The following is a 15,815-nucleotide window of genomic DNA, read 5'->3' as shown; positions in this document are numbered from 1 at the left end:
TATATATAATTTAAAAATAAATGTGAAATTAGCTATTTGATTGATAAATAAGACCGTTTTTTTTGAGAAAGGCGGAGAAGTGGAGGTATGAAATGAAAAGTATTAGAAGAAGAGCGAGCCGCTTAAAACGAGCGGTTGCCTGGCTGCTTACGGCCGCAATTATTACGGGTAATGTATCTCAGCTTGGGGCAATGACTTCATTTGGGGCAGAAAACACAGTACATAAGGCGGCTTCGCCATCCAGTGCAGATTTGGCGACCCCGTCAGAAGCAACACCCTCCGAGGCCAGAAGGGTAATTGATGTGAAAGTCACCCAGTCAGCCATTTTAAAAGTACTTAAGAAAGATTCCGATCGCAGGCCGGAATTTAATGAGGATCAGGTTCCCTTTGAAGGAGAACAAAAAGATCTGGTCATACAAAAGATATATGAAGAACTAGAAGGAAAAACTTTGGTTTTACAGAAAAAAGTGGGGAAGGCCATGTATCTGGTTGTCGTGTCTGACACGCTGGGGGGAGATCCATTTTCTGACTTTGATCCTTCTGACAGGATCAGCCAGGAAGCCGCTTTAAAAAGCGTCCAGATCATTGGTATTAACGGCTATAAGGACAGAGAATGTCAGTTCAGGCTTAACATTACTGGAGATGATATAGCTATTACAGACGCTTCTATCAGTGAGTTCGCAGTGGTGGGTGAGAATGAGCCGGTTGAAGCCGGCTTAGAACCAACAATCTCTGGAGGCGGTGCTAATTCCTCTGGATCTGGTGGAGCAAATGGTACTCAGACGGTTACAGTAGAAAATGATCAGGTACAAAATGGTGAAACTAAAAGTAATGAGACAACAGGAAATGAGACAACAGGAAATGAGACAACAGGAAATGAGACAACAGGTAACGAAGCAATAGGTAATGAAACAACAGGCAATGAAACAATAGATAACGAGACTATAAGCAATGAGTCATCAAACAATGGAACATCAAACAATAATACATCAAGCAACGAGACATCAAACAATGGAACATCAACCAATGGAACATCAAACAATGGAACATCAAACAATGGAACATCAAACAATAATACATCAAGCAACGAGACATCAAACAATGATACATCAAGCAATGATACAAAAAGTAACGAGACGAAAAGTAATGAAATAAAAGGTGTCAATACAAAAGGTGCAGAAACAGATAGCAATAAAACCTCAAATGGGGGAGCCGGAATCAAGGAAGAGTCCGGTAATAAAGATACACCGAATTCAGATGACAAAAGCAACGTTAATCATGATAGTAAGAGCGAGCAGGGGGCGGATTCTGAAAAAGCTCTTTCTATTTCAATATCAAAGCATAAGGTTCCTATTCTTTTTGAGGCAGAACCTAAAATCGCTACAGCGTCTCAGGCTGAGGCAGATCCGTTGGTTTTTGATGCAGCGGATATTATCTCACTGGGTGAGCGGTCCTTATCAGATGAGGAGCGGGAATCGCTTATGGGGGTTAAGGAAGATACTTCCCTTTTTTCATTTTTAAATCAAACCTCTTTTGACTTAGTGGTCAGGAGCTTTGGTATTAGTACCTTAAGTTCAGCCATTAACAGTGAGGTTAAGTTATCACCATATGAAACGGCACTTACCTACTATGGTCCAGATGCGAAAGATAAAAAGGACGTGGTAGAACTTCATCTCACTCAGAGTCAGACAGGGCCAATTAAGGCAGGGATTCTTTATAGTTATACCTTGACCTATGCCATGCAGACTTCACCTCTTTATGAGTACGCGGCAGGGGGGAAGCTTTCCTTATTTGATCTTTATGAAGATGCCAGAATAGAATTTACAGTTCCAGAAGGCATCCATTTAGAAGAAAAAGCGGGTAAGGTGAAGTTCATTTCCACGGGAAATGGTCAAAACGTTTATGAGATTCACGTTGGAAATGAGAACAATGAAATTCTGCCTGGTAAGCTTGACAGCATTACGGTTAACGCCTGGATTGATGGAAACGGAGAGCGGGCAGTAGGCGAGCAATTTACATTGCCAGATGATAGTGTGGCATTTTACGCCAAGGTAAAGGTGGCAGACAAGACAAATAAGGACGATGTGACCTATCCAGGTAGCATTGAAACTATGACCTATGGAGAACAGCCAAGTGACACCGCCCTTAAGCTGGTTTCTGATGATAGCTGGCATATTAAAAAAAGGGTTACTCCTAACGATAATTCCTATGTTGTCTCTAGAGATGATAAAGGGGTTCCACAGTATGTGGACATTACCTATCTCATTGAAGTGGGGATGAAGGGTAGCTCTGGAGATATCTCAAGGCAGCCAGCAGGAACTATTTATCAGACCTACGGTCGTACGGGATTTGAAAAGGATTCTTTTAAGATAACAGACTCTTTAACTGTAAAGACAGCGGGAGCATCTGGAGAAATGAAGCCCATTTCCGTAACAGCAGTTTGGGCGGATGGTTCCAATCTTGAGACAAAGAAGAATGAAGATGGATCAGTTTCATTTCGTGAATATAAGACCCAGGGGCAAAACAGCGGAGATCATATTTATGTATCGGATCAGGCACCTACTTACAGTTCTTACTTGGTGACAGCTCGCTATCCCTATGAGCCATTTCTCTTAAAGTACAACGATTCACGTGTTTCGGACGCTTCCGTGTTTACCATAAGCAACAATGCCCATCTGGAGTATGCAAAGCTTGGGACTGAAACGCTGGTAAGCGAGGATTCTTTTGCAGACGTTAAGATTCACGAAGTAAACCGCCCGGCAGTGATTCGGATTAAAAAGCAGATTGATGAGGGTGTGGGAACCATAAAGGACTACGGTCTTTCTATGGAAAAGGAGTACCCTGGAATGGCAGGTTTTCAGATCTTTTCTCTGGATGGGTCTGGGAAGGAAACGCCTTATGAAAACTACACGGTCATTGATCAGAATGGGAAAAAGATAGATTCCAAAATCATTGCAGTAAACCCATCGAAAGAATCAGGAGAAGATGGCAGCTACGCAACCGCAGACCGAGGATATATTGAAATTCAGGTTGATCCTGGTACTTATGTCATCCGAGAGGAAAAAACACCGGCAGGCACTGCATTTGCTTCGGCAAAAGTAGGATCAAAATCAGCAACAACGGAAAACAACATAAAAGTACTTCTTACAGAAGGGGAATCGGAAACGGTTACCGTGATCAATGGAGTGATTGGAAAAGGCACTGTTGAATTTTATAAGAAGGCTCAACTTTGGAATAATGGTTATATGGGTCAGCCCCTATTAGCCGTACTGGAAGGGGCGGAATTCTCTCTTTTAGAAAATAAGTCAGACGGTTCCCTATCCGAGGTTAAAACAGTTAAGTCAGGTAGTGACGGATTAGTACAGTTTAAGCCGGTATCCCCTGGAGATTATGTTGTCCGGGAAAAAAGCGCCAATGGATATATTCTGGATACTAAGGATTATCCGGTGACCGTAAAGGCAGGAGAGATCTCACATCTTGCACAGGGAGACAATACGGTAATCAATACCTTAAACGAAGGTCGATTAAACGTTACAAAGTTAGTTCAGGGGAATAGCGGTGAATACATCCCGGTTCCATCCAGTCTTAAAGGGGATTTTAATGATAGATTCTGGATCGAACAATCGTCAAATGGCAGTAGCTGGACAAAAGTATCAGTAGGAACGAAAACATCTTATTCACTGGATGGAAACAGTCAGTTTAATGTCCTTCTCCCTGTTATGGGTAAGGATGGGATTAAGATTAATTACCGATTGGTGGAATACGTTCCGGATGGTTATTCGGACGGAAACCGTCCAGAGGATGGGTTCAAGCAAGAGATTATATCCAACAAGACGTATCTCTATAAGGAATTTACACTTTCTCCCCTTAAGACCAATGAGCTGGAAGTTAAGAACAATAAGGGTGGAACCTTAAAGCTGAATAAAACCGTATGGGCAATCAATTCCAACGGAACCTTAAATAAGAGTGCCTCCAAGCAAAATTACAATTTTAAGCTTTACTCCTCGGATAAAAATGGAGGAGCCCTGACTGAGGTAAACAATGGTCTCGTTTATAAGACAGACTCAAATGGAGCCATTACCGTTAAGGGTCTTGATGTTACAAAGAGATATTACTGGTATGAAGTAAACACAGATGCTCGTCTGGAATCGGAAGATCCAGAGAAAATGATGGAAGCTAATATGAATGGCGTAAGTCAGCCTGTGATAGGACCATATGAAGTGAAACGGGAGCAGGAGAATAGCGTCAATGCTTATAATGTTCCTCAAAAGGTTCCTTACTGGTTTTATAAGTATGACATCACAAATACTAAGACCAGCATCAGTGCAAAATTTAAAATAACAAGACAGGATAATGGTCAGCAAGTATATGCAGGTGCAATCACTCAAAGTGGGAAATTCATTTCACTTGATCCTGGAACCACTTATGTGGTGGAGGAGACAGAAGCACCTAAAAACTTCGTAAAGGAAGAAACCAGCACCATAACAACACCAAACGGACCGGTGACGAGAAAAATGCTGGAAGAGTGGTTTTCTAGCTCAAAACCCTTAAAAAAGATAGTTTCTAATAAACCGTTTAAGGAAGTTACCTTAAAGAAGATTCTTCATCAGGCAGATGGAACTGACACAAGCAATATTTCTGTTCCCTTTGAGGTGTATACAAGGGATGGTAGTGGCTTCCACCAGGTAGCGCTCCCAAGCGGAAGCAATACATTGGTGTCAAATCAGAGTCAACCCATTGCGCCTGGAACGTATTACTTTAAGGAAAACGTACCGAGTAACATTATTAATCCTAAATTTCTGCTTACAGAACAAAGGGATGGTGTTTATCCAGGATATGAGATTAGGGGATCCCAGGTCTACTACGGACCATTTACAATTACAGCGGCAATTACTAGTGGCGAAAAGAAAATGGATCTTAATTTCAATCAAGGAAGCAAGCCTTTTGAAAACTACCAGAACTTTGGAAGGGTAAAGGTAACCAAAAAGAATGCCCTTAAGGATACTTCGGTCCAGGGTGCAGTTCTTGGTATTTTCAACAAGAAGGATTTCAATGAAAATGACTGGGAAAACAGCATGAAAAAAGCCATTCAGCAAAAGACCAGTGATTCGAACGGTCAGGTGGTTTTTGATAACAGTTCGTTAAAGATATTTGATGATAATGGCAACCGGATTTCTTATGTCATTGCAGAAATCACACCGCCATCCGGCTATCTGCAGTCATATGAGGTACTTACAACGTTTCTAAAGGAAGGCACAATCATAACCACAGAAAACGGTGCCGCCGGAGGAAAAAATCTTATCATCAAAAACGAACCAAAGCTTACCATTAGAACCCAGAAATACTGGCAGGATGGCTGGAATGATCAGTTTTATCAAATCAACCGGGTGCTGGGAAATGTTAAGTTGGCTCTATATAAGGTGAATGCAGCAAACCCAGAACAAGCGGATTATGTGAAGACAGAAACTACCAATTCCTATGATGGAGTGGCGACGTTCCAGGACATCAACCGAAATGATACGTATTTTGTTGCAGAGGTAAGAGTTCCGGACAGACAGGAAACAGGTCTTTCCTTTGATCTAAATATGGGGAAGAAAAATCCTCTTCCACTAGAAAATGGAGAACCTTTAAAGACGCTACCTGTTAAGGATTTAGAATCAATATACAATGCTATAAAGTATACGGGAAAAAACCTGAATCAGACAGCAGATTCCCTGGTTCAGAACACAAATCCTCTCTATAATTACAGGTCATGGGTTCAGTTTAATGTGTTAAAGATATGTGCAGGAGTTCTGCCAAATGGAACGCCCCATGGACCAGAAAAGGTAAATGGAGCAAAATTCACCCTATTTAAAATGCTTGATGACAACAAGTCTCTCTCTTCCATTCAATTAAAGGATCTGGAAGATAAAAACAGGTTTGAAGCTGTTGATCATTATGAGAGTGGAACTCGCATAGATCCAAAAACGGGAGCTAGAGCAGACGGAGAATTTGATACCTCCATCCTGGAAGCTGGAAAGGTATACTGGCTGGTAGAAAATGAACCTGCAGTAGGATATGTTTTACCAAACGGCCCTCAGATCGTTGCGGTATTTGTACCAAAGGTTGGGGATTATAAAGGTTGGGAAAGCATCCGTCACCCATATGAGAACGGAAGAAATAACCGGATTGCGGAGATCAAAAACACTCACGGAGAAGGTCCGGAAGGGCTAGCCCGGTATCATTTCCAGATTGCCCTTAATAAATGGTTAAAGGATGAAACTTCAGGAGCAGCACCCACCTTACTCGGCGGGGTGAAGTTCCAGATTTGGCTTCTTGATCCGGTTACGAAAGAAAAGTTGATTGCTGTTGATGTCATTGAGACTGGTCTGGAATCTGACGGAACGTATAAAACCGGTTACGGACTTTCGAAGATTATAAACTTTGATGATTTGAAGCAGAAGCTGGAAGAAAAGAATCTATACCGTGAAGATTTATTTAAGCTCAATGAAGAAAAACATCAACTTCAGGCAGAATTTGCCCTGGAAGAAATCTATGCTCCTTCCAAGGTTCGTCTGGATCCTACCCTGCATCAGCTCTCTGTTACGGTAGAAAAGGATAAGGATACTATTGATACCCAGTATTTCTGGGATAAGACAAAGGATGCAGCGCATCGCCTTATGAACATTTTATCCTCAGAATATCCTGTAACACTGGTGAAATACGGGTATGTGCCAGATTTAAATACCTTTGGAAAAACCGATGATGCCCTTGACGGGTTGAACATAACAAGAACCCCTCTAAGCGGGGTAACAATGGAATTATGGAAGTATCAGTGGAAGGATACGGGATATGAGTACGTTAAGGTCCAAACTTATGATACGAAAAGTGATGGGCGTGTTGTCATACCAGGAGGGCTTTCCTCAGGACATTACCGCATAAGAGAAATTCTGCCTTATAATTTGGCAAAAACTTATCTTACCATGTACAATGGCCAGGTTGGCCTTTACCGCTATTTCACCGTGGGAAGTTCACCCCTTACGGTTAATGTATATAACCCGGAACGGCCTAACCTTGAAATTGAGAAGACGACTTGGAATGGTGAAAAACCGGATGGACTTAATGGAATAGGATTCACCATAAAAAGAGATAACGGTTCCACAGTAAATGCCACGGTTGTAAAGACGGAAGATGGCAGATACGTTGCTAGGTTCGCAGGGCTTGAGAGTGGACCATACACCTTGTTAAAGGAAGATTTAAGTACTGATGCCACAAAGCTGGTTACGGATCGTTATTTTGAGTCTCAGAGATTTACTGTGGGCTATTCTCCAAAGGCAGATGGGGAGCAGGTAGCTCTATGGCCCGAGGTTGCAAGTGTGACTGGAAATCTCTCCACACTGACCGTTAAAAACCCAAGGCTTTCTGAACTCTTAATCTATAAAAAAGACGGGGAGACGAATCAAAGTGATTCAAGCTTAAAGGGAGCATCGTTTCAGGTTGAGTATATGAAGTTCCGTGCAGGCGTTGATTATTCTCAGGGTCAACTTGCGAACGTAGAAGATCCTGGGTATCCAAAGCCGGAGCAGGGATTTGCACTGACAAATGGAAAACTTCTAGACCAGGGGGATGGATCCTACGCGTTAAAAGATTCCCCTCCAGGTTGGTATCGAATCACAGAGGAAAAGGCACCGGAAGGTTATACCAAGGATATAAGACCTATGATTGTTGCAGTAACTGGAGATATGGGGCCTGTTTATAAAGACACAACGATCTCCATTGATAACAGGAAAAAGGTAGAGCTTACCATAACAAAGAATCTGGAGTTCGGGGAAGGTTTTCAAAAAGATGATAAGTTAGAAGAGAAGCTGCCGGCTCAGATTGTATTTGATGTTTATACTTATGTAAATAACGCTTACCATCCAGTTCTTGATGAAAACGGAACGCAAGTTCAGATTACTATTAATCAGTTCATAGCAAAAGACGGTCATTATACTGGAAGCAAAAGCGTATTACTGCCTCAAAATCCAGAAGGCGGAGCCTACTACTTAAAGGAACAGGAGCAGGCAGATTGGGTACTTTCATCAGATAACGGAGTGGAGAATGGAACTCTTTTTGCAGATGGATATTTCCAGGCAGGAGGAGCATCAGATTTTACTTCCAAAGTTCCCGTATCAGTAACGGTTAAGAACCGATTTGCAAAAGCAAAGGTAGTGTTAACAAAGGTGAAGGCAGAAGATTCGACTAAGAAGTTATCTGGCGGAGTTTTCCAGCTTTATGGGGATCCCGAGTTTAACAATAAGGTAGGAGATTTCAACGAAATAGGTCAGAGCGGCAGTTATGAAATTGTCTTCTCTACAAAGCAACACCACGACGGCCAGTATTACATTAAGGAAGTAAGTGCTCCAGCCGGTTATATTAGTATTAAGACTGCATTCCCAGAAGGAGGGCTCCTAGCTGAAACTGGAAAGACCACAGAAGTCACCATGCCAAACAAGAGCGGAGTGGACTTATGGGTTACCAAGTACAGCGGAAATGGAAACGGCGAAGCACTAAAACCAGGCATGACCTTTGAGCTTTATAAAAAATCCTCTTCTGGAACATGGACCTATGTATCACAGGGCCTTACAGATAGCAATGGAAAAGTATCCTTCCTAGGACTTTCCATAGAACCTTTAGAAGCTTACGCAGTGAAAGAGGTAGAGGAGAAGGATCAAGGATTCTTAAAGTACCAAATGGATTCCTTTGGTGGAGAAAAAGGGACTATAAAACCAGTGATCACAGATGTGAGTAAGGACGGGGAGATCATTAGCAATCAGGAACTTTATGTGCTGGCTGATGAGAATACAGTCTTACCAGGGGTATATAAATTCAAAGCTCATAATCAGGAGGCGCTGCCACTTAAGATATTTAAAAATGATATCAACAGGCAGGATAACCCAGATGCATCCATCAAAGCAACCATAAAGGTAACGGATAAAAAGACCGGAAACCAGGTGGGAGATGTGATTCCTGTGGCATACGGCGAAACCGGAACGACCATACTGCTTCTTCCTGGAACGTATGAGATGGAAGAAACACAGGTTCTGGAGAATCAAAATGGCTATATTATTAACCGGGATGATGAGAGAACGGTCTATAAAAAAGAGGTGACAATCGAGAAAGGAATAATTCCTGGATCCCTTGAATTTACCAATGTGAAACAGAAAACATATGTTACCTTGGAAAAGACATCTCTTACCACCTCCTTAAAGGATCTATGGTGGAATGACGGCCAGACAGCAACCTATACTCTGACTCCCCATGTGACCAACACAATTCCTTTGGATGGATTTGTGATAAGGGACCTGGGACTTACCATGCTTGATAGTGGTAAGAGCGTTCTTCCGGAAGCTGAGTACACCAATGAAAAGTACACCATAACCTCTATAAAACCCGGAAAATCAACGGAACAAAACAGAATACGTGGAGGGAAGACCGGAACCATTATGGCAGATGTGACCTTCTATGACTTTAAGGGAACTCAAGTGGGAGGTGTACAGAGTCTTAAGGTATCCGGTGACGGAGAGATCGGTCTGATCCGCCCAATTAGCGGAAAGAATGTTAAGTCGTTCCAGATCAGCTACCGGGATGATACCTTGAAAAACTCAGCGGAGCACAAATACATTCTGGGTCAGGACTTCACGCCAGGAAGTGTAGAGGTTGGCGTAAAGCTGTTCCGCCAGGATGCAAAGCTCTTCAACGGAAGCTATAAAGAAGAGATTAAATACATCAATAACCAGGCAGATGCCACCATTAGCTACCGGGAATGGGACAGCAAAGGAACATTAAGCCAGGAAATAAAGACAAAAATGCAGGCTTCTTTTGTTAACATTCCTATCGTCCAGAGCAAGGCGCCTGTGATTACAGCAGAGAAAAATGTGACTCCAATGAAAGAAGTTCAGGCAAATGATATTTTAAATTATACCTTAACGGTGAAAAATGTGACTAAAAGCAATGATCCAGACATCGTCCCAATGAGAAAACCTGTACTCATTGACCACATACCAGAAGGGGTGACAGTCTCTGGAGAGGTGGATGGAGAAGATCGGATCTTGAAAGCCGTTTCCATTGTCAAAGGGCCTCAGGGAGTAGGGATTGAAAAAACCGTGAAAAAGGTGGATGCTCTTACGGGTCAGGAAACCTTGTTCATCGTATTAAGTGGAGAGTTAAAACAAAATGAACAGGTCACCGTAGGGGTTCAGGCAAAGGTAGCAGGTAACATTGTAAGCTATGGCAAAAACATTTTAAATAAGCTTTATGTCACCAGTGACGTTCTTCAGCCAGCTTTCTCACTCAATAAAACGGGTGCCTCCTTTATGGTAGAAACCAATTCAGGAGACCAGTGGCCAAGTGCTGACCTGCCAAGTGGAGTGCTCCTTCCAGAGGAGAAATACCGCTCTTACGGATACGTTTCTGATTCCGCGGAAAATTTCATGAGCACGGGAACAGGTCTTAGACTTTTTAAAGAAGTGAAAGGTAATTTAGACACCAGATTCGTATCTGGTACAACGGCAGGAAGAACAGCTAAGACCATTGACGGAGACGGAGATACGTCCTACGATGGATCTGTCTTATACCGACTAACCATTAACAACGATTCTAAAACCAATTATGTTTCCAATCTTCAGCTTATGGATATTCTTCCTACAAAAGGAGATTTCAATGCTGACAGCAACGAACGATTAAGTGATTACCGGCTGCGGTTTGAAACCATTGAGTCCATTTCCGTTGAAAATAAGAAAGATGACAGCGATCCAGGGCGAAAGGTTGAAGACTTTAATTACCAGATGTCTTATTCCAATCAGGCATTTGACAATAAAAATACAGTAAAAGCTGCAAAAAGCGGAGTATTAAGCGACAATGGCAATGGCTTCTGGTCCGGCGGCGGCAACGACCCTAGCGCCTTCCGGTTAAAAATCACTGACAAGGACTTCTACCTGGCACCAGGAGAGAATCTGGTAATCGTTTACAAAACCACAGTGCCATATACGATGGCAAAGGAGCTTGAAGAAGTTGCCTATGGATATGCGGTCAATGACTTCGCACTTACCTACAGCTATAGAGAAGGTGGAAAGAACGGAAACGAAAAAGCCACTGGACAGATGCAAAACAGCAATTCAACTCAGGTCCTTTTAGTGCCAGGTGATGTAAAAGTGTCCGGACGCATCTTTATTGATGAAATCAACCGAGGGATGCAACATACAGAACCATCCAGAGACCACCTTCTTACCGATCTTTTACCAGTACTTACATCCGACTATTTTAATGTCAGCCTGATTAAGTATGGAAAGAGCGGAGACGATGAGATGGTGGGGGCAGCAGGTCCAGATGCCAGATTCACCTTTGGTGGATTGACTCCTGCCAAACCTTTTGGAATCACTGGAACACAATTTACCCAGGATGAGGAGAATAGCTGGTATATGAACCAGGCATTAAATGTATCAAAGCTTAAGGGAGATGACCCAGCTCACTACCGAATTCGTGTGACCACTGGACAGATGCCTATTGGCTATGAAGATCTGATCTTAAAACTTACAAAGCCATTTATGACGGCTGATGGAGAGAATAAAGAGGCAGGACGATCCAGAACGCCAGCAACCTTAAGGGAGGGCGGAAGGAACCAAACGGAGAGTGTTGACAGTAACTTTAAGGGAGGAAAAACGGGATACGTATCCGAAGACTTCTTCTTATGGTCCACCTCCGGCGAGTATGATACCACAAAGGATATTGGATTTGTACCTTACCGTAACGTGAAGGTGAAGAAGACCGATTCTCTTGGTAATCCGGTAAAAGGAGTCCATTTTAGTATTTATGGACCTTATACCAATGAAGAGATGGAGACACTTCAAAAAGCTACTATCACAGATACCAAGGTGTTAGGTGCTCCCGCAGCAGAAGGAAGCACGACTTTGGAGGACCAAGAGGCAGTCTTTCATGCAGGAGATTTATTCTATTACCGGAATTACATCGTTGTAGAAGATCAGTCGCCTGAAGGATATGAGATGGATAATGCCCAGTCCACTGAGATGGATCAAATGAAATCCTTTAAGGTGAAGGCGCAAAAAGCCTGGGTACTTAAGAGCAAGGAGTTTAAGACAGAAGAAGATCCAATTCCAAGTATTGTTACGGTTAAGAATGCTTACAAAATGGGATCCCTTACATTTGAAAAGGTGGATGAAGCAACTGAAAAAGGTTTACCAGGGGCAGCCTTTTTACTAAAGGCCCAGTCTGACGTGCCGGAATTTGCATGGAAGGCATTTACCGCAGAAGTCATAGGGAATCAAAAATCAATGGGAGTTGCAAAAGCAGAAGAAACGGATCAGGGACTTGAATTTGAAACTTTGACCGGAGACGTTACGCTTACAGGAATTCCTTATGGTTCCTATACTTTAGCAGAAATTCGGGTACCAGAAGGGTATGACATCACAAAGAAACAAGGAGATCTGGACTTTAAGGTTTCCGATGATGGGCAACAGGTGACATTGCCAGGAACTCCAGGTAATAGAATCACCAATACAAGAGCTGGTTACCTTCTCTCATTACGGAAAACAGATAGCTCAGGCAACAAACAGGTAAAAGGCATTTCCTTTGCAATTGAAGGGCCAGGAACCTATGAAGGCAAATCCTGGGTACCATTTTCTAAGGAACGTCTTGTATTAAGAGATGCAGACAATACAGGATATGAAGTGAAAGAAACCGATGCTGAGGGTCTGATCACCTGGAACCTGCCTTATGGCGACTACCAGATCAAAGAACTTTCTTCAGACGGCTACCAATCCATAGAACCCTTCTTTGTAAGAGTGGCAGCAGGCGGAAACGTATCGTTACTTGGCTCGGATAAGAGAAAAGAACTTACCTTAGTAAGCCCGCAGCAGAAGGAAATTAACATCTCAGTAGAAAATACAGTTAAGACAGCACCAATTTCCATTGAGAAACGGGATGGGGAAAGCCACACGCCGATCACAGTCGCAGAATTTGAGCTTAGTGGAACTTCCTTAATTGAAGGAGCGTTTAAGGCCTACCAGAAGCATATTGAAGGTCTGGGAGTGTCTGGCGTGACGTCAGGAGAGGAAGATGGAAAACTCTTTATCCGGTTTAAAGTAACAGGAACTGAGACGAATAAAATCGGAACCCTGACTCAGATTCCATATGGCAGTTATACGTTAAAAGAAATAAAAGCACCGGATGGTTATATCTTAGAACCTGGGAAGGAGTGGAGAAAAGAATTTAAGGTTGAAAGCCCAGAAGGCCTTATCCTCACCGGGGATCAGGGAGTAGATAATGAACCTCATGTATTAAACATTGAAAAGCAGGATGAGGTTACGAAAAAGCTTCTTGCTGGGGCTGAATTTACCCTGGTTACTCAGGACGGAAGCTATGTAAGTCTGAATGAAACGCTCTCTTATCTTGGAGTGAAGAATCAGGAGGACGAAACCACCCGGTTTGCAATTGGACCAGATGGAAAAGCATCCATAAAACGTCTGCCTGCCGGAGAGTACATCTTAAAAGAAATCAAGGCGCCTCAGAATTATTCTCTCACCGGGGATACGAAGATCACCGTACTTTCTTCCGGAAACAGAGACGTTGTGGTGGTATACGATGTAAGGAGTGAGGCGAAGATCAGGCTTATCAAAACTTCAGCTCATGACCATGAAAGGAAGCTAGCTGGAGCTGAGTTCGAAATCTATTCTGACCAGGAATTAACAACAAAAAAAGGAACCATAATCACCGGTACAGACGGAGTGGGCGAATCAGAAATGCTGCTACTTGGCACCTATTATATAAAAGAGACAAAAGCCCCCGCCGGATTTGAACGAAGTGATAACGTCTATCCAGTAACCTTAAAGAACGATAGTGACGTTGAGACGGTTCTGGCAGAAGGAAATGATTTCATAACCAACCGTTACGGGACCGGAGCTCTGATCTTTGATAAGACAGACAAAGAAACGGGAGAAAAGCTAAAGGAAGCCAGATTCTCTGTCACAGAAAAGAAATCCCAAGTAGAGGGAGCATGGAATGACTTTAGTTCTAATCTAAAGAACATGAGCCAGGATGATCTACAAAATATGGGAATTGCTAACCTGGCAATAGAGGAAGGTAAAATCTTGTTTACGGCAATAAATGGCCACATTTCCTTAAAGGGAATTCCTTATGGAACTTATACCCTGAAAGAAGAGATGGCACCAACCGGATATTTAAGCCTGAGCGGAAAAACCGTAATTGATTTTACCCTGACAGAAGAACAAAAAGAAGCGGATCTTTTAAATAACAACGTCATTGTAAATGAACGTGCTCAATTTGAGATTCAGCTTCGTAAAACAGACAATTTAGGCCGAAGCATAAGCGGAATGCAATTTCGTATTCTGGGACCGGGCAAGTATGAAGACGGGGGACTATTATCCCTATTTGGATCGGAACGGTTCCACGCAGAGGAGGATTCCAGTACCGGATTATTTACCACCGGAGAAGATGGAATCATAAAGCTAGGCCTAAAGCACGGGGATTATCAGTTAAAAGAGATTGCGACGGACCGGTACGATTCCTTGGAGCCTTTCTACATCAGGGTGAATAAGGATGGAACCATTACAGTATTAAAAAATCCCGATGGAAAGGTCTCTGTACCAGGTGACCAGCCAACGGAGCTGCTTGTAACCAATCAAATCAGTACAGGAAGAATCGAGCTTGAAAAGGTAGATAGCGAGGAAAAAGGCATCAGGCTGAATGGGGCAGAATTTACCCTTACAAACCTGGAAACCTTAGTACCTGGCGCTTGGGATAACTACCGCAGTTTAGCGGCGGCTCAGGGAGCCTCCTGGAATTTGAATCAGGTAAAGGGAACTACCATAACCTTTGCACTCCAGGGAAAGGGGGCAATAGAAAACCTTCCTTATGGAACGTACCGGCTGACAGAAACAAAAGCCCCAGACGGCTATATCTTGGGCACTCAGCCATGGACCAGAGAATTTACCATTGAAAGTACAAAGAAAGAAGTTCTCTATACCACCTCCGGCCTGTTTACAAAGACAGAGGGGCCAGTGGAAAATATGCCATCAGCCATTACGGTCCTGAAGACTAATCAAATATTTGCAGACTTAAGACTGAAAGGGGCAGAGTTTTTATTGAAAGCCTCTGATGGCAGGTATGTAATGTTGTATCAGGGATCCTTTGCCGGGTATACGCCGGATAAATCCGTTGCGGGAACCAGTTTAACTGGAGATGATGGGCAGTTTATCATCAAGCGGTTGCCAAAGGATACTTATACCTTTATCGAAACAAAAGCTCCTGCTGGTTACTACATTAACAACAACATACCGCCAGTCACCTTGGACGGTGTCAACCGATTCACCATCTCCATTCAGGATGCCAAAATTAGTACAGGAGGAGATCGAGGTGACAGTGGCGGTGGAAGACCAACCAGTCCAACGGTCACCATAGTGCCTGATCCAGTACCCCTAGCAAGTCTTCCCTCAGACCAGTCGGTTGAGCTTTTGCAGGTGGATGATGGAAATGTACCTCTTGCAAGGCTTCCAAAGACAGGGGAGCGTAAGAATAACGCAGGAAAAGTGATGGTTACGTTATCTGGATTTATGCTGGCTCTTTATGCAGCACTTACAAAAAAGAACAAAGAGAAGGAGAATAATTAGACCAAACCTGTTCTTGACTTTATTAAATTAACTTGTTATAATTTCTTTCAAGAAGTGAACAGGCAAAGGGGCCGGAACTATGAGAGTTCTGGCCTCTTTTTGCCATTTTTTGGAAACTTAATTTTATAAAGTAGTTGAAGTGATTAATAATCC

The 15,815-nt window shown here is 42.9% G+C and carries 1 protein-coding gene; it reads left to right on the top strand.

Features of this window, described 5'->3' with window-relative positions; genetic code table 11:
* Positions 1–92 precede the first annotated feature (92 nt).
* On the top strand, positions 93–15,662 hold the full coding sequence (locus tag BET01_RS03085; RefSeq protein WP_120195269.1) for a doubled motif LPXTG anchor domain-containing protein: 15,570 nt from the start codon (positions 93–95) through the stop codon (positions 15,660–15,662).
* Positions 15,663–15,815: the final 153 nt, after the last annotated feature.

This window comes from Lacrimispora algidixylanolytica, assembly GCF_003609635.1.
GTDB classification, from domain to species: domain Bacteria; phylum Bacillota; class Clostridia; order Lachnospirales; family Lachnospiraceae; genus Lacrimispora; species Lacrimispora algidixylanolytica.
This window is presented reverse-complemented; position numbering and strand designations above follow the sequence as displayed.